At 45.9% G+C, this 22,437-nt stretch carries 23 protein-coding genes; 12 read left to right on the forward strand and 11 right to left on the reverse strand.

Annotated features, from left to right (window positions below; translation table 11 throughout):
• The coding region (locus tag GX419_09150) for an aldehyde dehydrogenase family protein (protein NLI24857.1) at positions 1–494 on the reverse strand (494 nt) is incomplete at its 3' end.
• 248 nt (positions 495–742) lie between these two features.
• Between GX419_09150 and pruA the strand changes: the two genes are divergently transcribed.
• Positions 743–2,377: an L-glutamate gamma-semialdehyde dehydrogenase gene (pruA, locus tag GX419_09155; protein ID NLI24858.1), complete on the forward strand. Its 1,635-nt coding sequence runs from the start codon at positions 743–745 to the stop codon at positions 2,375–2,377.
• A 15-nt stretch (positions 2,378–2,392) separates the two neighbouring features.
• Here the strand turns inward: pruA and GX419_09160 are convergent, their stop codons facing one another.
• Positions 2,393–3,676 (reverse strand): DUF5103 domain-containing protein, encoded by a 1,284-nt coding sequence (locus GX419_09160; GenBank protein ID NLI24859.1) that lies wholly within the window; start codon positions 3,674–3,676, stop codon positions 2,393–2,395.
• Between the two features lie 133 nt (positions 3,677–3,809).
• Here GX419_09160 and GX419_09165 point away from each other — a divergent pair, with 133 nt between their 5' ends.
• The 8 genes from GX419_09165 to GX419_09200 are packed head-to-tail and all read left to right on the forward strand — an operon-like array spanning position 3,810 to position 11,667.
• A complete protein-coding gene (locus GX419_09165) occupies positions 3,810–5,162 on the forward strand; it encodes a Na(+)-translocating NADH-quinone reductase subunit A (GenBank protein ID NLI24860.1) in 1,353 nt (450 codons plus the stop codon).
• Positions 5,163–5,191: 29 nt separating this feature from the next.
• On the forward strand, positions 5,192–6,361 hold the full coding sequence (locus GX419_09170) for an NADH:ubiquinone reductase (Na(+)-transporting) subunit B (GenBank protein NLI24861.1): 1,170 nt from the start codon (positions 5,192–5,194) through the stop codon (positions 6,359–6,361).
• Between the two features lie 22 nt (positions 6,362–6,383).
• Positions 6,384–7,109 (forward strand): NADH:ubiquinone reductase (Na(+)-transporting) subunit C, encoded by a 726-nt coding sequence (gene nqrC / locus GX419_09175; GenBank protein NLI24862.1) that lies wholly within the window; start codon positions 6,384–6,386, stop codon positions 7,107–7,109.
• 9 nt (positions 7,110–7,118) lie between these two features.
• Positions 7,119–7,739 (forward strand): NADH:ubiquinone reductase (Na(+)-transporting) subunit D, encoded by a 621-nt coding sequence (locus GX419_09180; GenBank protein NLI24863.1) that lies wholly within the window; start codon positions 7,119–7,121, stop codon positions 7,737–7,739.
• 28 nt (positions 7,740–7,767) lie between these two features.
• On the forward strand, positions 7,768–8,385 hold the full coding sequence (gene nqrE, locus GX419_09185; protein ID NLI24864.1) for an NADH:ubiquinone reductase (Na(+)-transporting) subunit E: 618 nt from the start codon (positions 7,768–7,770) through the stop codon (positions 8,383–8,385).
• A 21-nt stretch (positions 8,386–8,406) separates the two neighbouring features.
• Entirely contained in the window at positions 8,407–9,654 is a 1,248-nt protein-coding gene (locus tag GX419_09190; protein NLI24865.1) for an NADH:ubiquinone reductase (Na(+)-transporting) subunit F, read from the forward strand.
• Positions 9,655–9,658: 4 nt separating this feature from the next.
• Positions 9,659–10,666, forward strand: coding sequence for an FAD:protein FMN transferase (locus tag GX419_09195; GenBank protein NLI24866.1), 1,008 nt, complete (start codon positions 9,659–9,661; stop codon positions 10,664–10,666).
• A 26-nt stretch (positions 10,667–10,692) separates the two neighbouring features.
• Complete coding sequence (locus GX419_09200) at positions 10,693–11,667, forward strand: aldo/keto reductase (GenBank protein NLI24867.1); 975 nt, start codon at positions 10,693–10,695, stop codon at positions 11,665–11,667.
• 31 nt (positions 11,668–11,698) lie between these two features.
• On the opposite strand, the gene GX419_09205 is transcribed toward GX419_09200, so the two are convergent.
• From GX419_09205 to GX419_09215, 3 genes are all read right to left on the reverse strand, one after another.
• Positions 11,699–11,821: a 30S ribosomal protein THX gene (locus tag GX419_09205; protein NLI24868.1), complete on the reverse strand. Its 123-nt coding sequence runs from the start codon at positions 11,819–11,821 to the stop codon at positions 11,699–11,701.
• Positions 11,822–12,011: 190 nt separating this feature from the next.
• On the reverse strand, positions 12,012–12,230 hold the full coding sequence (locus GX419_09210; GenBank protein NLI24869.1) for a hypothetical protein: 219 nt from the start codon (positions 12,228–12,230) through the stop codon (positions 12,012–12,014).
• 187 nt (positions 12,231–12,417) lie between these two features.
• Positions 12,418–12,645, reverse strand: a complete 228-nt coding sequence (locus tag GX419_09215; GenBank protein ID NLI24870.1) for a hypothetical protein — start codon at positions 12,643–12,645, stop codon at positions 12,418–12,420.
• Positions 12,646–12,880: 235 nt separating this feature from the next.
• Between GX419_09215 and GX419_09220 the strand changes: the two genes are divergently transcribed.
• Both GX419_09220 and GX419_09225 read left to right on the forward strand, forming a co-directional pair.
• On the forward strand, positions 12,881–15,214 hold the full coding sequence (locus tag GX419_09220) for a transketolase (GenBank protein NLI24871.1): 2,334 nt from the start codon (positions 12,881–12,883) through the stop codon (positions 15,212–15,214).
• Between the two features lie 72 nt (positions 15,215–15,286).
• Complete coding sequence (locus GX419_09225) at positions 15,287–15,883, forward strand: YqgE/AlgH family protein (protein NLI24872.1); 597 nt, start codon at positions 15,287–15,289, stop codon at positions 15,881–15,883.
• Between the two features lie 14 nt (positions 15,884–15,897).
• Here the strand turns inward: GX419_09225 and GX419_09230 are convergent, their stop codons facing one another.
• From GX419_09230 to holA, 3 genes are read right to left on the reverse strand one after another with little or no spacing between them, the layout of a single operon-like run.
• On the reverse strand, positions 15,898–16,395 hold the full coding sequence (locus GX419_09230) for an HAD family hydrolase (protein NLI24873.1): 498 nt from the start codon (positions 16,393–16,395) through the stop codon (positions 15,898–15,900).
• Positions 16,395–17,018, reverse strand: coding sequence for a rhomboid family intramembrane serine protease (locus GX419_09235; GenBank protein NLI24874.1), 624 nt, complete (start codon positions 17,016–17,018; stop codon positions 16,395–16,397). The genes GX419_09230 and GX419_09235 overlap by 1 nt, the downstream gene beginning before the upstream one ends.
• 10 nt (positions 17,019–17,028) lie before the next feature.
• Positions 17,029–18,045, reverse strand: coding sequence for a DNA polymerase III subunit delta (gene holA, locus GX419_09240; protein NLI24875.1), 1,017 nt, complete (start codon positions 18,043–18,045; stop codon positions 17,029–17,031).
• Between the two features lie 71 nt (positions 18,046–18,116).
• Here holA and GX419_09245 point away from each other — a divergent pair, with 71 nt between their 5' ends.
• Positions 18,117–18,584, forward strand: coding sequence for a type I restriction enzyme HsdR N-terminal domain-containing protein (locus GX419_09245; GenBank protein NLI24876.1), 468 nt, complete (start codon positions 18,117–18,119; stop codon positions 18,582–18,584).
• On the opposite strand, the gene GX419_09250 is transcribed toward GX419_09245, so the two are convergent.
• The 3 genes from GX419_09250 to GX419_09260 form a co-directional block, all read right to left on the reverse strand.
• Entirely contained in the window at positions 18,562–19,131 is a 570-nt protein-coding gene (locus GX419_09250; protein NLI24877.1) for a GNAT family N-acetyltransferase, read from the reverse strand. The genes GX419_09245 and GX419_09250 overlap by 23 nt on opposite strands.
• Positions 19,131–20,459, reverse strand: coding sequence for a hypothetical protein (locus GX419_09255; protein ID NLI24878.1), 1,329 nt, complete (start codon positions 20,457–20,459; stop codon positions 19,131–19,133). The genes GX419_09250 and GX419_09255 overlap by 1 nt, the downstream gene beginning before the upstream one ends.
• 129 nt (positions 20,460–20,588) lie before the next feature.
• Positions 20,589–22,409, reverse strand: a complete 1,821-nt coding sequence (locus tag GX419_09260; protein NLI24879.1) for an OmpA family protein — start codon at positions 22,407–22,409, stop codon at positions 20,589–20,591.
• Positions 22,410–22,437: the final 28 nt, after the last annotated feature.

Below are 22,437 nucleotides of genomic sequence, written 5' to 3' on the forward strand. Positions count from 1 at the left end.
GTAATTACCCCCACTATTCCCAGGGGATGATACTGTTCGTACATGCGGTGATTCTTCCTTTCAGAATGGGTGGTCATTCCATACAGCATACGGGATAATCCGGTGGCATAATCACAAATGTCAATCATTTCCTGAACCTCCCCCAGACCTTCCTGAAGAATTTTGCCCATTTCATATGAAACAAGCCTGCCGAGAACCTCTTTCTTTTCTCTCAAGGCGAGCCCTATCTGCCGAACAATTTCTCCCCTCTGAGGAGCAGGTACATTTCGCCATTGCCTGAATGCTTCATGCGCCTTGCTCACCACCATGTCATAATCTTCCCTGCTGGCCTGTTTAACGGAGGCTATCACTGCCCCGTCATTGGGAGAAACGGATGGGAGGATTTCTCCGTGGGCTTCTGCGAACCTTGTTCCCAGACTGACCCCGTGGTTGATGGCTTCAATACCCAGTTCCCTGAGAATTGAGGGTATGCCGTAAGCGGAAGAATTACTCATAGGTGTGTCCATTTAAATTAGGAAGGTTTACAGTCAGTATCCTCAACAACAAAACCTGAACAAGATATACCCCTAAGTTGAAATGTAAAACTGTATTTTACAACATATTTCAGAGCATAATAATTAAATAGTTGAAAAACAAATTATTGTAAATACATATGTGTTGTAAAATATATTTCAGGAGAAGAAAAATCATTCTTTCTTAGCGGGAGTATATAGAATTTTGGTGAAGAATAAATTTACACGATATGGCACTTGGATTTTTTAAAGTTCCGCAACCGGTCAATGAACCGGTATATGAATACAAACCGGGTTCGGTTGAACGTTCCCTGCTGAAGAAGGCCATTGCCTCCATGCGGTCGGAAGAGATTGAAATACCCATGATAATAGGAGGGGAGGAGGTAAAAACAGGAAATCTGGTAAGGATTCATCCCCCGCATGATATTGGGCATACGCTGGGGTATTATCATAAAGGAGACAGTCGTCATGTTCAGATGGCGATTGATGCGGCACTTAAGGCCAAACCTGCCTGGGAGAGGATGCCCTGGGAGAGCCGTGCGGCAATATTTCTTAAGGCGGCTGAACTTCTGGCGGGTCCGTATCGGGCAAAAATCAATGCAGCCACCATGCTGGGCCAGTCAAAAAATGCCTTTCAGGCCGAGATTGATGGAGCCTGCGAGCTGATTGATTTCTGGCGCTTTAATGTGTACTACATGGCGCAGATTTATGGCAACCAGCCGGCTTCATCAAAAGGATTCTGGAACAGAATGGAACACAGGCCTCTGGAAGGTTTTGTGTTTGCTCTCACACCGTTCAATTTTACAGCCATTGCGGGGAATTTGCCTACCGCTCCTGCCATGCTGGGCAATGTGGCCGTATGGAAACCTTCCAATACCCAGATTTACTCGGCCCGGGTGATCATGGAAGTGCTTAAGGAAGCCGGTTTACCCGACGGGGTTATCAACCTTGTGTATGTTTCAGGGCCTGAAGCAGGAAAGGTCATCTTTTCCCACCCCGATTTTGCCGGGTTTCATTTTACCGGATCCACGGCAGTGTTCCAGAACATCTGGAAAACCATCGGGAACAATATCCATTTGTACAAATCCTACCCCCGTATTGTTGGAGAAACAGGAGGCAAGGATTTTGTGATGGTGCATGCTTCGGCTGCCGTTAAGCCTGTTATCACTGCACTTGCACGGGGTGCCTTTGAATACCAGGGGCAAAAATGCTCGGCGGCTTCCCGGGCTTACATTCCACAGTCCCTGTGGCCTGCCATAAAGGAAGGGTTGCTGGCCGACATGGCTACCTTCAGAATGGGCGGTACCGAGGATTTCAGGAATTTTATCAATGCGGTAATCGATGAAGCGGCATTCGATTCCATCGTGTCGTATATTGAGAAAGCACGAAAGGATGCCGGAGTGGCAAAAATACTTGCCGGAGGAGGGTATGACAAGTCAAAGGGCTATTTCATTGAACCAACAGTAATAGAGGTAAATGATCCTTCCTATGTGACCATGAGGGAGGAAATTTTCGGGCCGGTGCTGTCTGTATATGTTTATCCTGATGAAAAGTACGATGAAATCCTGATGCTGTGTGACAAGACCTCGGTGTACGGGCTTACCGGATCCATTTTTGCAACCGACAGGACTGCAATTGACAAAGCTGTGGATATGCTGAGGCATGCTGCCGGGAATTTCTATATCAACGACAAACCAACCGGAGCGGTTGTTGGTCAGCAGCCCTTTGGCGGAGCCAGAGGTTCCGGTACAAACGACAAGTCAGGGTCCATCATGAACATGATGCGGTGGGTTTCACCCCGTTCCATGAAGGAAACGTTCCTTCCTCCTGCCGACTACCGTTATCCGTTTATGGAGGAAGAATAAGCGATATTGCCGTGCTCACCTCAGAAGGGTATTATACACTTTCAGTCCGAGAAGGCGGTCGTAATTCCGCGTTTCATCAGTATAGTACAGCAGAAAGAGGTATTCATTCCCCGTTTCCGAATGACTTCCGTTCAGTGTATAGGAGGGAGCTCTTTTTTTAGGCTTGAGGATATATTCGTAATTATAGTATCCCTGCTTGAGCAGAAGGCTGATTTCGTACCTGCGGGAACGGAAATTATACTGCATCCGGTACCTGTCGGCCAGATTCCTGTTGGTAAGTGCTCCGTAAAGGTAAACATCTTCATCAACGAACGGCTGACCGGCATTCAGCGAAAAGTGTATATACATATAATCCGCTTCATTCCGATCCTCTGTCGTTTCATTGTTTTCCACCAGAAAGTTTCCGTTGATATCTTCCGTAAAAAAATACGGGCTGTATGAATCAACCTTGTCGTCGTAAAGGTAAATGTGATAATACGGGGCTTTGAACTCCATTTCTTTAATGCGGGGTGACTGATAACGACGGCTTTTGGTGTCGAAGTTCATGTATTCGTTACCTCCCTCAAAAACACACTCTCCCGGAAGGCAAGAGGCAAAAGATTTTTTGCCGGAAGATCGTGCTTCAGGGAGTTCTTTCTCAAACTGCCAGCGAAGATTTTGAAGGACAAACAGGTAAAAATGATCAGGATTGACGTTCTTTTGTGCCGGAGCCTCCCAGCTGATTCCGAAACTCTGGCCTCCGGCTGATGGTTCGTCGGCCGGTTTGTAAAATACTTCGGGAACTGAAGAATTCTCGGATACAAAAAACCGTTTGGTCAGGACAGTCTGTTCGGGATGATCAGTAAAATATATGCGCAATACATAATTCCCCGACAGAAGAATCTGCATGTTTTCTGCCGGGAAAATAAGCCTGAAATTGCGGTACGAAACCGTTGTGTTGGATGAGGTCTTTATGTCGTAAATCCGGGTATCGGGAAATCCTTCCATGTATTCCTGCTGTGAAAGTGCTTCTTCCTCCCAGAACCGGTTGCAGTAAATCAGTTGCCATGAGAAATCGCGCTGAAGGGGAGAAAGATCATCAAACATCAGTTCAAGGTGTTCGTCAGAAGAAAGATAGATGAAAGGAATACTGAGCGGAAAACCCTCCCTGTGGAAAGAAACTGAAAAAATCTGATCATCGGCAATGGTGTCTTTTATGCAGCTTTTCCGGCTTTGGGCTCCGGCAGAGAAAACGGAAAGCCAGGCGGCAAAAAAAACTATCCGGTGAACCTGTTTACAACGCATTTGCTTATAATCCATCCAATTGTACAATTTTTTTTCGGGTTACATATAAATATATAAATATAGAGAATAGTTGATATATTTGCCGTGTTGTTATAATAAAAACAGAGATTGTAAATTTGAGTATTTTCTGAAAAATAAACGTAGTTACATGTCAGATGTTGTAAAATTACGTAAGGGGTTGAACATCAGATTGAAAGGAAAGCCGGAGCAACGGTTTTTCCCTTCTGATCCGGCCTCATTGTATGCTGTAAAACCTCCTGATTTTTACGGTCTTGTTCCCAAACTGGTTGTGCAGCCGGGAGACTCTGTCAAAGCAGGGACGCCCCTGTTTTTTGATAAGAGCAATCCGGATATTGTTTTTGTTTCGCCGGTTAGTGGCAAGGTCAATGCGGTGCGTCGCGGTGAACGAAGGGCAATCCTTGAAGTGGTTGTGGAAGCAGACGGGAATCAGGAATATGTATCCTTTCCGACGGGAGATCCTCTGGCAATGGACAGGGAGCAGATCATAAACCAGCTTCTGAAGGCCGGCTGCTGGCCATTCATCCGTCAGAGGCCTTATGGAATTATTGCCAATCCGGCTGATACTCCAAAGTCAGTTTTTGTTTCGGGTTTTGATACGGCTCCTCTGGCTCCGGATTATACCTTTGTGTTGAAGGAGTTTCAGCAGGAATTCCAGACCGGGCTGAATGCCTTGAGCAAACTCTCCCGCGGCGGGGTTTATCTGAATGTTCCCGACCCTCTTCCGGAAGATTCGGTTTACAGCAAGATTGCCAATGTGCGGATAACCCGTTTCAGGGGGCCCCATCCGGCGGGGAATGTGGGAATACAGATTCACCATCTTGATCCCATCAACAAAGGCGATATAGTTTGGTATGTCAATCCCCAGGATGTGGTAATCCTTGGCCGTTTGTTTCTTACCGGACGTTTTGATGCCACCAGAACGGTAGCTGTTACCGGCTCGGAAATACAGAAACCGGGATACTACCGCACCATACTGGGTGCAAGCATAAAGCCTCTGGTGGAAAAGAATGTGCAGGAAGGGGAGAAGCGGTATATTTCAGGGAATGTTCTTACCGGCAGTCGCATTGGTCAGGAAGGCTATATCGGATTTTATGATTCCCAGATAACGGTGATTCCCGAAGGAAAGCATTTTGAGTTTCTCGGATGGGCTCTTCCCGGTTGGAACAAATTCAGCATGTCGCGTTCTTTCTTTTCCTGGCTGCAGCCGGGGCGGGAATACCGGATCGATACCAATCTGAATGGCGGCCGGAGAGCCTATGTAATGACCGGGCAATATGAAAAGGTTCTTCCCATGGACATTTATCCGGTGCATCTGGTGAAGGCCATCATCATAGAAGATATTGATCTGATGGAGAAACTTGGCATTTATGAAGTGTCGGAGGAAGATTTTGCCCTCTGCGAATTTGTATGCACTTCAAAGACCGAGGTTCAGCAGATTATCCGGAAAGGACTTGACCTGATCAGAAAAGAAATGAGTTAAATAAAAAGACAGTAAAACAAATACGAGTAATGAACGCTCTGAGAAGATATCTCGACAAGATCAAACCTCAGTTTCAGAAGGGGGGGCGATTTGAGAAACTTGAAAGCACATTTGACGCTTTTGAAACCTTTCTCTTTGTTCCTGACAAGGTAACCACACAGGGAAGCCACATTCGTGATGCCATCGACATGAAGCGCACCATGACGGTGGTTATCATAGCGCTTCTGCCGGCTTTGCTGTTTGGCATGTGGAACATTGGCTATCAGTACCATCTTTCAATAGGTGTGCAGGCCGGCCTCTGGCAGAACTTCTGGTTTGGATTTCTGAAGATGTTGCCGCTTATTGTTGTTTCCTATGTTGTAGGACTGGGAATTGAATTTGCTTTTGCTCAGGCGCGCGGCCATGAAGTAAACGAAGGATACCTGGTAACCGGGCTTCTGATACCCCTGATCATTCCCGTAAATACTCCTTTATGGACACTTGCCCTGGCAGTTGTTTTTGCTGTGATCATCGGGAAGGAAGTTTTCGGAGGAACCGGAATGAACATCCTTAATCCTGCGCTGACAGCCCGTGCCTTTCTGTTTTTTGCCTATCCGGGCGAAATGACAGGGGACAAGGTCTGGGTGTACGGTCTGAAAAATAATCCGAATGTTGCCGACGGATTTTCCGGAGCCACCATTCTCGGAAATTTCGCCACCGGAACAACAGGACATAATCCTTCGGTGCACGATCTTTTCTTTGGCTTTATTCCGGGAAGCATTGGCGAAACGTCCAAGCTGGCTATCCTGATTGGTGCATTTATTTTGATTTACACCGGAATTGGAAGCTGGAAAATCATGCTTTCTATGGTACTCGGAGGCCTGCTGATGGGTCTTACGCTGAATGCATTTGCTGTAAATGATTACATGCGTTTTCCGGCATGGGAGCACCTTATTGCCGGGTCATTCCTTTTTGGAACGGTATTCATGGCAACAGATCCTGTAACAGCTTCACAGACCGAAACCGGCAAATGGATTTATGGTTTTCTGTGCGGGGTTCTTGCCATTCTCATCAGGGTTCTTAATCCGGCTTATCCTGAAGGAGTTATGCTGGCCATCCTGCTGATGAATGTTTTTGCTCCCCTCATTGACCATTATATTGTTGAGGCAAATATTAACCGTCGTATGAAACGGTTAAAGAAAGTAGCACAGACCGTTTAACTGATTTAACTAACTTCCGGTTATGGACGTTCAGAAAAATTCCTATACGTTTATTTATTCCACCATTATCGTGGTGATCGTAGCAACGCTTCTGACGATTGCTGCCGTTTCGCTGCAACCCGTGCAGGAAAAGAATGTGGAGATCGAAAAGAAACAGAATATTCTGGCTTCACTGCATGTACCTTCAACTCCAAAGAATGCCGAAGAACTTTATTCACGGTATATTACGGGAACAAAAGTTGTTAATGAAGCAGGTGAAATTGTGAGCGGAGTGGATGCCTTTACGCTGAACATGCGGGAAGACCTCAAACTGCCGCGAAATCAGCGGCATCTGGCAATATATGAAGCCCGCAAGGGGGATAGTGCCTTTATCGTAATACCTCTTTACGGAAAAGGATTGTGGGGCCCCATCTGGGGTTACATTTCCTTTCTGCGTGACACTTCGGCAGGAAACGAGAAACCCGAATTCAACACCGTGTACGGAGCGGTTTTTGACCATAAAGGCGAAACCCCCGGCCTGGGCGCTGAAATCAATCAGCCATGGTTCCAGAAACCTTTCCGTGGAAAGAAGATATTCAATGATCAGGGACAGTTTGTCTCCATTGAAGTTGTCAAGGGAGGAGGAACACAGAATGAACCTAACAAGGTGGATGCCATTTCAGGCGGGACCATTACCAGCAAAGGTCTGCAGGCTATGCTTGATACCTGCCTCTCTGTTTATCAGAACTATTTTAAACAACCTAAATAATTTACAGGTATGGCTTCGAGGTATTTGAAGTTACTTACAAAACCACTGAATGATGAAAATCCCATTACAGTGCAGGTTCTGGGGATTTGTTCGGCTCTGGCCGTCACAGTCCAGCTGAAACCCGCCATCGTAATGGCTTTGTCGGTTACCATTGTTACGGGGTTTTCGAATCTGATCATTGCTTCCATAAGGAATACAATTCCTCCAAGAATCCGTATTATCATTCAGCTTGTGGTCATTGCCACCCTGGTTATTCTTGTTGATCAGGTTCTGAAGGCATATATGTATGATGTAAGCAAGAAGCTGTCGGTATTTGTGGGGTTGATTATTACCAACTGCATTCTGATGGGCCGTCTGGAGGCATTTGCCATGGCGAATAAACCGTGGGACTCCTTTATTGACGGTATAGGAAATGGAATCGGATACGGGATGATTCTCGTTCTGCTGGGATTCTTCCGGGAGTTGTTCGGTTCAGGTACACTCTTTGGCTACCGGGTCATTCCTGAATCCCTGTATGCTGCAGGCTATATCAATAACGGGCTGATGATCCTGCCTCCCATGGCATTGATTACGGTTGGTGTTATTATCTGGATTCAGAGAAGCATCAACAAAAAGCTGATTGAAAAATAAGAAAAACCAACAGTGAAAAGCATTATTCATGGAAAATCTTTTTGACCTGTTTGTCCGGAACGTCTTCCTCGAGAACATGATTTTTGCCTACTTTCTCGGGATGTGTTCCTATCTGGCGGTATCAAAGACCGTAAAAACAGCCACAGGGCTTGGTATTGCTGTTCTGTTCGTTCTGGCAATTACCGTGCCTGTTAACTATCTGATTGATAATTATCTCCTGAAGAAAGGGGCATTGCAGTGGTTGGGAGAATCTTTTGCCAGTGTTGACCTGAGTTATCTGAGCTTTCTCCTGTTCATTGCAGTAATTGCCGCAATGGTTCAGCTGATTGAAATGGTGGTTGAGAAATTTTTTCCTGCCTTATACAATGCGCTTGGGATTTTCCTTCCTTTGATTGCAGTTAACTGCGCCATTCTGGGAGGTTCACTTTTTATGCAGGAGCGTGAATACGGATCTCTTGTCGAAGCATCGGTATATGGTCTGGGGGCGGGAACGGGATGGGCCCTGGCTATTATGGTACTGGCCGCTATCCGGGAAAAAACACGCTACTCGCAGATACCGGCTCCGTTGAAAGGACTGGGGATTGCTTTTATCATGACCGGTTTGCTGGCAATTGCCTTTATGGGTTTAATGGGGATCAAACTTTAACTGAACGATAAATCATTTCCTATGGGTTTAACGCAACTTATTGTACTTAGCCTGATTGTTTTTCTGAGTATCATTCTGCTTCTTGTAAGTATTTTGTTATATGCCAAATCAAAGCTTACAGCTACAGGTCCTGTAAAAATCCGCATAAATGGTGAAAAAGAACTGGTAGTGAATGCAGGAAACAGTTTGCTGGCAACTCTTTCTCAGCAGAAGCTGTTCCTTCCTTCTGCCTGCGGAGGAGGTGGTACATGCGGTTTGTGCAAATGCCAGGTGCTCGAAGGCGGAGGTTCAATTTTGCCTACCGAAGTTGGTTTCTTTACCCGAAAGCAGATTAATGAGCACTGGCGGCTGGGTTGCCAGGTAAAGGTACGAAGCGATATGGAGATTGTTGTTCCGGAGGAAGTTCTCGGTATCAAAAAGTGGGAATGCGAAGTCGTATCCAACAGGAATGTGGCTACCTTCATCAAAGAGTTTGTGGTAAAACTTCCTGAAGGTGAGCAGTTGAAGTTTAAACCGGGAGGATACATCCAGATTGATGTGCCCAGGATTGAAGTAGATTTTGCCAAAGACATCTACGTGGAGGAAGAATACCGCGACGAATGGGACAAGTACGATATGTGGTCGCTGAAGATGAAGAATACCGAGGAGACATTCAGAGCCTACTCTATGGCCAACCATCCTGCCGAAGGAAATATCATTAAACTGAACGTTCGTATTGCAACTCCTCCCTGGGACCGTGCCAGGGGAACCTTTATGAAGGTGAACCCCGGTGTATGTTCCAGCTACATTTTCTCAAGAAAACCGGGTGATAAGGTCATGATTTCAGGCCCGTACGGTGAGTTCTTCATCAAAAACACCAACCGTGAAATGATCTACATAGGGGGAGGCGCCGGAATGGCACCCCTTCGCTCCCATATTTTCCATCTGTTCCATACAGAAAAAACAAACCGCAAGGTTTCCTACTGGTACGGAGCACGGTCCAAACGGGAAGTCTTTTACGAAGAAGAATTCCGTGAAATTGAAAAAACCTTCCCGAATTTCACCTTCAACCTTGCTCTTTCGGAACCTAAGCCGGAAGATAACTGGACAGGCTATACCGGATTCATCCACCAGGTTCTCTTCAATGAATATCTGAGCAAACATCCCGAGCCGGAGGAAGTTGAATACTACCTTTGCGGCCCTCCCATGATGATTGATGCGGTGCTGAAAATGCTCTATGATCTGGGTGTTCCTGACGAAATGATTGCCTTTGATGATTTCGGAGGATAAAACCATGAGAGGTACCTGCCGAAACCGATGGCTTTTCATCATTTCACTGCTCGTTATGCTGACGGGTTGCCGACGGGGCAGGGAATACCGTTTTCTGGAAGGCTATACCCAGGGAACCACCTACCATATTACCTATTATGATCCTCAGGGAAGAAACCTTGTAAGCCAGGTCGATTCCATTCTGGAAGGATTTGAACAGAGCCTTTCCATATATCGTCCCCAGTCATTGATCAGCAGAATCAACAACAATGATTCTTCTGCTGTGGCTGATTACCTGTTTACAGAGGTATTCAACAAGGCCTCAGAGGTTTCGGAAGCAACAGGTGGCGCTTTTGATATAACAGTCGGTCCACTGGTCAATGCCTGGGGGTTCGGGAAGGATACTCTTCCCCGCATAGACAGCTCGCGGATTGACAGCCTGTTAAAGTTTGTAGGTTATAAAAAAGTACGGTTGATCAATGGGAGGATTGTAAAAGAAGACCCTCGGATTTTTATTGACGTTAATGCCATAGCCCAGGGATATACCTGTGATATTGTTGCCCGCTATTTTGAGCAACTTGGCATAAAAAATTATATGGTTGAAATCGGGGGAGAGGTACGTGCCCGCGGGAAAAATCCTAACGGACGGACATGGAGAATAGGGATCGACAAGCCGCTGACAGGCAACTATGTTCCGGGGTACGAACTGCAGGCTATTGTTCCCCTGCGGAATGCAGCACTTGCTACCTCGGGCAATTACCGGAAATTTCATGTAATTAACGGGGTTCGCTTTGCCCATACCATTGACCCCCATACCGGATATCCGGTGATGAGCAATTTGCTGAGTGCCTCCATAATTGCTGCTGACGGAATTACTGCAGATGCTTATGCCACCGCCTGTATGGTAATGGGGCTTGACCGGAGCAAGCAGTTTCTTGAGAAGAGGAAGGACCTGCTGGGGTATCTGATTTACAGCGATTCGGCCGGAAATTTCAGGATCTGGCACAGCGCCCGTTTTCCGTTGGAAGAATAAGGTTCACCTTTTAATGTAAATGTTCTATGAAATACCGTTTTTTTGGCAAATCAGGAATTCAGGTTTCCGAAATTGGTTTCGGGGGCTGGGCTATTGGCGGCAGCTGGGGACCTCAGCAGGATGCCGACTCACTGGCTGCTTTGCACCACGCTATCGACCTTGGAGTGAATTTTATTGATACTGCGGCAGGTTACGGGAACGGCCGGAGCGAAAAAATTATCGGACAGGTTATCAGGGAAAGAAAAGAGCGGATTTATGTATCCACAAAAACTCCGCCTCTACCCGGTGACTGGCCTCCTTCACCTTATGATAAGGCAGAGGAAAGGTATCCTGAAAAGTACCTGAGGGAGAATGTCGAAGAACGGTTGAAGAATCTCGGAGTCGAAACCTTGGACATTCTTTTGCTGCATACATGGACCAGGGCATGGAACCGCGATCCCAAACCGCTTCGCGTGCTTCATAAAATGAAGGAAGAAGGATTGATCAGAATGGTGGGTATTTCCACTCCGGAACATGACCAGAATTCGCTTGTTGGACTTATGCAGGAAGGATGGCTGGATGCTGTACAGGTAATTTACAATATTTTCGAACAGGAACCGGCCGCTGAATTTCTTCCTGTGGCCGAATCAAAAGGTGTTGGCGTGATCGTCAGGGTGCCTTTTGATGAAGGAGTGCTGGGGGGAAAGTATACTGAAAAGACCCGGTTCAGTGAAGATGATTTCCGGAGCAGGTATTTTGCCGGAGACCGGCTTCAGAGAGCCATTGAACGCGCCCGGCGCATTGAACATGACATTCAGGGAACCGGCTGGACCTTGCCGCGGATCGCCCTCAAATTTTCCCTTTCCCATCCGGCTGTCAGCACGGTAATACCCGGAATACGAAACGTATGGCAGGCTGAAGAGAATACCAGAGTATCCGATATGCCCGACATTGATCCATCGCTGATGGAGAGACTCCGGAAGCACCGATGGAACAGGGCTTTCTGGTATGAAGGCAAATGAAAAAATGCTAAAAACCCTTGAACAAAAGGGATTACTTCTGTTCCTTCAGTTTGGCTGCTTTCTTGCGGGCTACATTCCTTTTCGAGAGCCTTCTAACACCTGAGGTGCCTTTTACAATCTTCCCGCGACGTGAGCGTTTATCTCCTTTTCCCATATTCTTTTTATTTACTGTTTATTGAGGCGCAAAAATAATAAAACTTCCATTGAACTCAAGCCCAATAAAACAGAAATTCTTTCCGGAAGACAAAAATATCGTTCCGGTGATGAAACCTTATTGCGCATCAAAACAGCGCAAGGTGGGCCAAAAACTACTCTGATGCAACCAGCGATAGTTTTTGCTTTCCTTACATTGTTCTGCAGCACATAGGCCCACCACTGCATGTGTCAGTATCCAACGGTATGTGATGTTCGCTCTTTTTGGTATCGGAATATTTTCCGGTACTGCAGCAGCTGCTTTCAACCGTCACTTCTTTTCGGAAAAACAGACGCACCGAAAGGAGCAGCAAAGCCAGCGCTAAAATAAGGAGAGCAGTAATCAGCAGAGTTATAACAGGTGTATTCATGGTTTTTAAATTAAGATAAAAAGATATAAAAGTATGTAAATATAGGACAAATTTTTAAAATTTTAAAAAAATACAGGGATTAATCTACTCATGGCATTAAAAAAATTTTAGTGCCATACGATTAAGAAGAATCAAGCTTTTTAATTCGCTGGCGCTGAATTAAAAAACTAATTTTTCTCTGTAAGGATTAAAAATTGAGTGTCTGATTCAGGCCACATCCTGCACATCCGGAAGTGCCTTTATGGCAGGAAATTTCTTCCTGTCTTGCACAGATAATGCCTTGTTTGCGAAGGTGGGGATTGGACTCAACATGCGAGTGCCGGTAGAAATGCAGGCGGTTCATCAGAAAGGAAAGCCCGAGCCCTGCAATCGCCAGCAGAACAATAATCAGGGCAGGAATGAGCAGTTTTATCATACTTAAAAAAATATGTGGCAAAAGTAATGCTTTTTTCCAGTTAGTTTGATTCAGAAACGGAACAAAACCAGACGGAGATTGTTTGCATCAGATACGATGTGAAGGAATTGAAAAAAGGTTGTATTTTTATTTGGTCAATGTGTTAAACAAGGTGACAGATTACAACAAAATCAGCTTTCCTGAATTCAGAAAAAGGGTACTGGACGATTATTACACTGCCTGTTTAAGCCGGCAGATGAGCATTCTTGGACGGAAGGAAGTTTTGTCAGGGAAGGCGAAATTCGGAATATTCGGCGACGGGAAGGAGATTGCACAGATCGCCATGGCGCATCAGTTCAGGGAAGGTGACTGGCGTTCAGGCTATTATCGTGATCAGACCTTTATGCTTGCTGCCGGAATGACGACACCGGAAGCCTTTTTTGCCCAGTTGTACGGCGACACGGACATTGATCACAATCCCGACAATGGCGGGCGTTCGATGGTTTGTCATTATGCCACCCGGTATGTCAATCCCGACGGAAGCTGGAAAGATCTCACCACCATAAAAATCACGGCGGCTGATCTTTCTCCGACCTCCGGCCAGTTGCCACGCTTGCTCGGTCTTGCATATGCTTCTAAGTTGTTCCGTCAGAATGTTCAGCTGCATCAGTATACCCATCTTTCACGGAAAGGGAATGAAGTTGCTTTCGGTACCATTGGTGATGCTGCTACCAGCGAAGGTCATTTTTTTGAAATGATGAATGCAGCTGGGGTTTTGCAGGTGCCGCTTGCCATAGCGGTATGGGATGACGGCTACGGCATCTCTGTTCCCGTTGGTTTGCAAACCACCAAAGGCAGTATATCGGATCTGCTGAAAGGTTTTGAGGCCGATGACAGTCATCCCGGAATTGCCATTTATAAGGGGAAGGGATGGGATTATCCCGGTTTATGCCGGTTGTTCGAGGAAGGAATAAGGTTGTGCAGGGATCATCATGTGCCTGTATTATTTCACATTCAGGAAATGACGCAGCCTCTGGGGCATTCTACCTCCGGTTCACATGAACGGTACAAGCCGCCGGAACGCTTGAAATTTGAAGCGGAGTTTGACCCGATCCGCAGGATGCGGCAGTGGATTCTTGCTACGCGCATTGCCAGCCAGCAGGAACTTGACCGGATAGAAACGGAAGCTGAAGTGCGTGCGCGAAAAGCCAGGGATGCGGCATGGGAAGCTTATCAGAGGCCAATACTCGAAGAAAGGGAAAGCCTGCTGCAGATTATTGAAAGGAAGAGCTGTGTCTGCCGCCGCGAGCATATTGATAAGATTTCGCTTATTGCAGGTGAACTGCGCAAGTTGGAAATTCCTCTCTTCCGCGACAGCTTTAGTTCTGCACGAAGGATTCTGCGCTATATATGTCCGGATTGCCCTACCCGGAGTGAGTTGCAGGAGAAACTGCAGGAATGGATCTCACAAATGTCGAGGAAAATGGCCGGGCGGTACCAGAGTCATTTGTATAACGAAACCCGTCGGTCTGCCCTATTTGTTGAACCGGTTGCCCCTGTGTATGATGAACCTCCTGTTTATATTCCCGGGAGGGAAATACTCAGGGAAAATTTCGATGCTCTGTTTGCTGCCAATCCCCTGCTGGTTACCTTTGGCGAAGACACGGGCTCTCTGGGAGACGTGAACCAGTGCCTGGAAGGCCTGCAGGCAAAATATGGCCCCCTGCGCATTACCGATACCGGAATCCGGGAGACTACCATCATAGGTCAGGGTATAGGAATGGCCATGCGCGGATTGCGACCCATAGCCGAAATACAGTATTTCGACTACATTTTATATTGCCTGCAGACCCTGAGTGACGATCTGGCAAGTCTGCGGTGGCGCACAGCCGGTGGCCAGTCAGCACCTCTGATTATCCGTACCCGGGGGCACAGGCTGGAGGGGATCTGGCATTCCGGTTCCCCCATGAGCATGATCATCAACAGTATCCGGGGGATTTATGTTTGTGTACCCCGCAATCTGACGCAGGCGGCCGGCTTTTATAACACCCTGCTTGAAGCTGATGATCCGGCCCTGATAGTGGAACCATTGAACGCCTATCGCCTGAAAGAACCCAGACCTGCCAATCCCGGCAAATACCGGATTCCTCTGGGAGTGCCTGAAATACTGCGCGAAGGCAGGGATGCCACACTGGTGACCTACGGTGCCTGTGTGCGGATTGCCATGGATGCCGCCAAACAACTGTCGGAAAAGGGAATTGAAATTGAAGTTATTGATGTGCAAACACTTATTCCTTTTGACCTTCCCGGCCTTGTACTGAAATCCCTGCAAAAAACAAACCGGGTTGTATTTCTGGATGAAGACGTACCGGGCGGAGCAACCGCCTATATGGCTGACCGCATTCTTTGTGCAAGCGGAGGTTTTGAATGGCTGGATTATGAACCTGTTATGATTACAGCAAGGGAACATCGCCCTGCCTATTCATCGGACGGGGATTATTTTTCAAACCCCAATGCTGAAGACGTTTTCGACGCCATTTACCGGATGATGCATAATCTTTATCCGCAGCGTTTCCCACAGTTATCCTGATACGATTTTTGATCAGTTTAACGTTAATTTTAAGGTACGATTTTTGCGGAATGTTTTTCAGGGGAAAGCATTATGGCAAAGAACCTTAACATAGATTTTTTCCGGATCGAGGGAAGCACCCTTCAGCCGCAAAAAGGCAGAATCCTCATTGCCGAGCCTTTTCTGAACGACAATTATTTCAAACGTTCAGTGGTTCTGCTGACGGAACATGGAAAGGAAGGCACAGTAGGATTCGTGCTCAACAAACCTATTGATGTGGCGGTTCCGGATATCATTGAGGGTTTCCCTTCCATCGATGCCAGTGTTTCCATCGGAGGACCTGTTCAGACCAACACCGTTCATTATATTCACACACTGGGAGATCTGATTCCCAACAGCATTCCTGTTCTGGAAGGGATTTACTGGGGAGGAGATTTTGATGTTCTGAAGGAACTTGTTATAACGGGAGCCTGTACAGGAAGCCAGATCCGCTTTTTTGTCGGATATTCCGGCTGGAGACCAAAGCAACTGGAGGGCGAACTGGAGCAAAATGCCTGGGTGGTGGCTGATATCAGGCCCGAACTGATTATGAAATATACCTCCGAAAGCGTGTGGAAAAAAACTCTTGAAAAACTCGGCGAAAAATACAGAATCTGGATTAACACCCCTGAAAATCCCGGATTAAATTAGCCTGAGTTAAATTGTCAGGTAAAAATCGGCAGATACTTCATGAGGTTTTCATTGGGTTCGGTTTTTACCGGCTTTATTCCTGCCTTAATGGCAGCTTGGATGTCACTTTCGCGGTCTCCGATAAAAAAAGATGTATCCGGGTTGATATGAAAACGGGCAAGGGCTTTTTCAATCAGGAGGCTCTCCGGTTTGCGGCACAGACATTTCCCATAGTCGGGATGATGAGGGCAATAGTAAATTTCCGTTATATGGACCCCGTATGATTCCAGCTGGTGAAGCATTTTCCGGTGGATCTCCTCCAGGGTTTGGTGGGTATACAATCCTTTGGCAATTCCCCCCTGATTGGTAATGATGATCAGCAAATAGCCTGCGTCCTGAAGTCTTCTCAGGAATTCCCCTATGCCCTCATTGAGTATAAACTGGTCGGGGTGTGTGACATAATATAAATCCTTGTCGGAATTAATAACCCCGTCACGGTCAAGAAAGACAGCCCTGGTGGATCCGGCATGCATTAGTTGAGTCCTTTTCGTATCTGATCCGCAAAGTGAAAGATCAGTCCCGGATCCATAAACAGAGGAAAAACGAGGCCATACAGGGCGCCGATAAAATGGGCGTCATGATTGATGTTATCGTTGCTGCGCATGCTCATATACTGGGAATAAATCAGGTAGATGATTCCGAAAAGAATACCCGGCATGGGAATGATTGCGTAGAAATAGATTTTCTGAATCGGGAAAAAGAAAATGGTAAGGAACACAACGGTTGAAACAGCTCCGGATGCTCCTACGGAGGCGTAAGGAATGTTGTCTTTTTCCTTTATGAGGGTAAAGATGGAGGAGATTGCAATGGAGCTTATGTACATCAGGATGTAAACGAGTTTCGGGTGGGAAATGATGCCCTGGTCAAAGAGCTCGTCAAATACCGATTCGGCAACGATTCCGAAAGAATACAGCACAATCATGTTGACGATCAGATGAAGCCAGTCGGCGTGAATAAAACCATGGGTAAAAAGCCGGTACCATTGGCGCCTGTATACTACCATAAAAGGGCTCAGCTGCAGCTTGTTGAAGAGTCTGGGATTTTGAAAAACGTAAACTGATACTGCGGAAGTGATGATAATCAGGAGAATAGTCATAGTATGCTGGCTAATGGAGAATTTTAAAAAGAAGTTCTTTCATGAGATCGGCAGGTTCGGCTGATACATTTCCCATGCCTTTGGATTTAAGGTCATATTCGCGCAGGAGGGCAATGATGTTGCGTGCTTTGGACGGTGAATAATTGCGGGCTGCCTGGCGGTATTCTTCAACAAAGAAAGGGTTAACACGCAGGGCAGCTGCAACGGAATTTTTATCTGATTTATCGGGTATTGAATGAAAAAGGAGGACTTTGGAAAACAGATTGTACATCGAAGGGATAGCCGCAACCAGAAGTTTGTTGTCGGCCAGATACTTTCCTATCCGGTATGCTTTTACAACCTGCTTATAAGCAAGGGCTTTATTGAGTTCGAATGCATTGAAATCCTTGCTTATGCCAATGTACTTTTCAATGAGGGAAGCAGTAATGGTACGTTTATTTTCGGGTAAAATAATCAGCAGTTTTTCAAGCTCATTGACGATTTTAGACAGATCGTCACCAACAAATTCGGTCAGCAGAACGGCGGCCTCGGGATCAATGGATGCTTTGCGGGAATTCAGGTACTGTCCGATCCATTTCGGAATCTTATCTTCATAGAGTTTCGGAAAATCGGCAACGTATCCTTTCTCGTTGAGTATCTTGTAGAGCGATGTTCTTTTGTCGAGGGATTTGTACTTATAGTTAATAACCAGAATCGTACTGAGGAGAGGGGCTTTAAGATAAAGGGAAAGTTCATCGATGCTTTTAAGTGCCTGGGCTTCTTTTACGATGACCAGAAGGTAATTTGACATCATCGGATACCTGCGGGCTGTATTGATGACTGTTGCAATATCTGTATCCCGGCCATAAAAAACAAAAAGATTAAATGCTTTCTGGGCTTCATCAAGCACCGTGTTCTGCAGGTAATCGGTAATCTGATCGATAAACCATGGCTCTTCTCCCTGAAGAAAATAGACAGGCCTGTAGATCTTATTGCGGAGTTCTTCTATGATCTCCTCATACGTAAGGCCTGTTTTTTTGATTGCCATATTCTCTTCCTGAACATTTCAGCAGAATGCAAAAGTAAGGAATATTGTGTATGTTTTTTACTTTTACGCTGATGGATATGAAAAGCTTTTCAGCCTTCGAATTCAGGTTCCGCCAGAAAGACGGGAAAAAGTGGATTTTTGACCGTTTCCGCAGGAAATATGTTGTACTGACCCCGGAGGAATGGGTGCGGCAGAATTTTCTTACCTGGCTTACTACAGAAAAGGCGTACCCGGTTTCATTGCTCCGGGTTGAATCGAATCTGATGCTCGGGAAATCGATGTGGCGTTTTGATGCGGTATTTTTCCGAAAAGACGGAAGGCCGGCTGTTATAATTGAATGCAAGGCACCGGATGTACTCATAGGTCCGGAAAGCTTTGAACAGATTGCCCGATATAATCAGTTGCTGAAAGCAGATTATTTAATGGTGACAAACGGAGAAAGGCATTATTGCTGCAAAATGGATTACCATACCCGTTCGTGGGTTTTTCTTCAGGATATTCCTGACTGGAAAACCATCAGTGAATCTGCTTCTGATTGATCAATTGCAGGAAATATTCGTCTTCCCAACCGTCAGCATTGCGGTTCCATTCTTTTCGTATGCCAATAACAGAAAAGCCGGCTTTGGTAAACAGCTTCAGGCTGATCTGGTTCGAAAGGGCAATATTGCAATAAACCTGATGAAGGCAAAGAATATCAAAAGCATAGGCAATAAGAACCCTGAGGGCGTTTTCGGCATAGCCTTTTCTTCTTTCTGAGGTGTCACCTATCAGGATGCCTATGCCGGCGCGAAGGTGAAAAGGGTCAAAATCATACAGTTCAATGGTTCCAACGGGCTTATGCTCTTTTATTGTCTCGATGATGAGCCTGAGCTGGCGGACTTCGAAAAGGTCTCTGGATGCGGTATCGATAAACTGCTGAAGCATGTACCTGGAAACCGGGGCAATCGTGTTCGAAACTTTCCAGGTTGAGGGATTGTTCTCCCAGGCGTACAACAATTCAAGATCCGAAGGCTCAGGTGCACGCAAACGAACAATTTCATTAGCCAGCTGATCAGACCAGAGAAGCGGTTTGGTTGTCACAGCCATTATTGGTTCTGGAGATCTTTTAACTGGTCACCGCTCAGAATGGTAACCCGGAAAATATCCATCATATCCGAATCGTCTTTTTTTCTGGTAATATATCCGGATGTTCCGTTTCCGACAGGGAAATAGAATTTATTATCGCCTGTAGTATTGATCGGGAAGCCAATATTAACTGCCGGTGACCACTTATTATTGTCGAGTTTGGAGTAGAAGATGTCAAATCCTCCCATATTCTGGTGCCCCTGAGAAGCAAAGAAGAGTACACGTCCGGTGGAAGAGAGAAAAGGGGCGATTTCATCTGATTTGGTGTTGATATTGGGGCCGAGGTTTTCCGCCTTGCCCCAGTCTCCGTTTATTTTTTCCGAGCGCCAGATATCAAAGCCGCCAAGTCCGCCCCGTCGGTTGCTGGAAAAATAGAGATATTTTCCATCGGGAGACAGGCAGGCATAGACTTCTGATTTGGAGGAATTAATATTACTGTTAAGAGGTTGCATGATCGACCATTTGCCATTTTCCCAGCGGCTTACATAAATATGGCTGCTGCTTTTGATTTTCTTCACCAGGTAAAGCTCTGTGCCATCGGCTGAGATGCAGGTGGGATAGGATTCACCGTCAGAGCCAACCTGTGGTGTAATGTTTTCCGGTTCAGTCCACTGCCCGTCAACTTTTCGTGACATAAAAATGGCATTATAAAATTTCAGGCTGGTCATATAAATGATGACCGATTCATCGGGTGTAAGAACCGGGTCGTAATTATTGGAAGGTGTATTAATGGGCTCTCCGAGGTTATGGAGGTCAATTTCTATGGGTTTGTCCTGAATCACCTTAGCCCTTTTGCAGGCCTCAATTTCGGCATTCACTACGCCTACATTATAATTTCCTTCAAAATATCGTGAAGAGGTAAATTTATCGAGCATTTCCAGGGCCTTATCAAGCTGGTTGTTGATCCGGTATGCCTGTGCAAGGTAAAAGTAGGTATGAAACGGTGCTTTTGATTCTTCAAAAGTGCTTTTCTTGTATTGAATGGAGGCTTTTTCAATGGCCTGTTCAAAATATGGTATGGCTTTGTATTCTTCTCCGGGCATATTCAGGTAGCACATACCGATATGGTAATTGATATTTCCGTTTTTCGGATTATAGTCATGCAGTTTCAGAAAATAGTAAACAGCTTCTTTGTAGTCTTCTGATTCAAAGAAAAACATTCCGTTACTGAAAAGCTCCTTTCTTTCGGCGAGAGTCTGGCTTTTGAGCGGGAGTAGTGAGGCAAAAATAAGAATCAGGAGAATTAGCGATCCCTTTGAAAGGGATAATGCCGGTAATCTTTTCTTCATGGCTCCTGAGTTGTAAATTTCAGTATTGACCAAAATTAACAAATTGCTGTGAAATTACAAGACAAAAAACGAAAGATCCCGGAACTGGGTTTAATGGCCAGAAAAGAGGTCTGTAAAATCAGCAACTGCTCACTTTTTTAGTGAAGCTGGTATCTGCAATGGTTCGATGATGAGCATGCCATTATCACCGGCAATAATTCTGAAATCAGCCCTTCGGTTATATTTTCTGCCTTCAGGATTATCTGACCCGTCGGGATTATTATTGATAGCCACCGGCTGGCGCTCGCCCATAGAGGAAGTGGTGATTCTGGACGGGGCTATATGCCGGTTGGTCAGATACAGCTTAACCATTTCAGCTCTCTTTTTTCCGAGGTTCATATTGTATTCATCCGATCCTATGGCATCGGTGTGGCCAATAATTTCTATCCTCAGGTCGCTGTTTTGCTGCATGGCTTTTACAAGCAGGTCGAGCACGTTTCGGGTGTCTCCGGTAATCAATGCCTGGTTAAATCCGAATAAAACGGCATGAACAATAATTTTTTCCGGCAGAGCAGGAGGTATCACAACGGGGGGTTTTTCCGGCTTTCTGGCGGTATCAGGCAGAGGAACAACGGCTTTTTCTGCTTCGGCAGGTACAACCGGCGCGATTTTTTCTTCTTTTGTTTCCGGCACAAATTCAATCCGGTAAATATCATCGTCACCCAGTCCTCCTTCTTCGTAAAGGGCCATATAACCTGCTTTGCCATCCTGTACCGGATAGAAGAAAAGATCATCGTCGGTGGTATTCAGAGGATAGCCAAGGTTCTGCGGAGTATCCCATGTTCCGTCATCTTTCAGCCGGGAACAAAAGATATCGAACCCGCCCATGGTAGTATGGCCCTGCGAGCTGAAGAAAAGTTTCTTACCGTCAGGAGTGATAAAAGGACAATCTTCGTTGAGGGAAGTGTTAATTACCGCTCCGAGATTAACCGGTGGCCCCCAGTCACCGTTGGGGAGTTTGTCAGACCGGAAAATATCCATTCCGCCCAGCCCTCCGCTCCGGTTACTGGCAAAGTACATATGATTGCCATCGGCTGTAACACTGGCATGCGATTCCCAGAACTTGGAATTGATGCTTTTACCTACAGGCCGGGAACGGTTCCATTTGTCTTTCTCAAAACTGCTTGTATATACATCACTGTTGAACTGGTCTTCTTTTGTCAGGTAAAGTTGTGTCCCGTCAGGCGTAAGGTAGCAGGGAAACTGATCTCCGTCAGACTGAAGCTGTTCGGTGATGTTTTCAGGTGCCGACCATTTTCCGTTTATTTTCCGGCTCATGTAAATGGCATCATAAAATTTCAGCCGGTTCACATAAATCAGAACCGATTCATCCTGTGAGACAACGGGTTTGTAATTGGCTTCTGCAGAATTTACAGGTTTTCCAAGATTGACTTTCGATATAGTTACGGGATGTTTTTGCATCTCTGCCGCATTTTTGCAAGCGTTGATCTGCTGAAGCGCAAATTGCGTCATTTCATTCGACTCGTTCTTCATGAGCTCCAAATACTTTTCGTACGCTTTTATCGCATTGTCAAGCTGGTTGTCAATGCGATACGCATTTCCGAGGAAGAGGAACACGTCGTACGGGGCCCTGGTCTCTTTTATGTTGCCTTCTTTGTAAACAGGTGTAAGATTTTGCGATGCTTTCTGAAGGTAAGGAATAGCTTCCTTTTTCTGGCCGGGAATGTTCAGGTAGCAGATACCAATTCTGTAGTTGATGCTTGCGTTATCGGCGAACCCTCTTTTATATACTTTCATGTACTCGGGGAGTGCATCAGCGTAATATTCCTGCATGAAAAAGTACTCAGCATCATTAAAAACTTCCTTAAGGGCTTCGCCGGCAGCTTGCGGGTAAGCTTCAAACGTAACAAACAAAAGGAAGAAAAAGATACCGGAAATTTGTTTCCTCATGAGACATTGAATTTGAATCGATTAAAGA

Source organism: Bacteroidales bacterium, assembly GCA_012517825.1.
Classification (GTDB): domain Bacteria; phylum Bacteroidota; class Bacteroidia; order Bacteroidales; family JAAYUG01; genus JAAYUG01.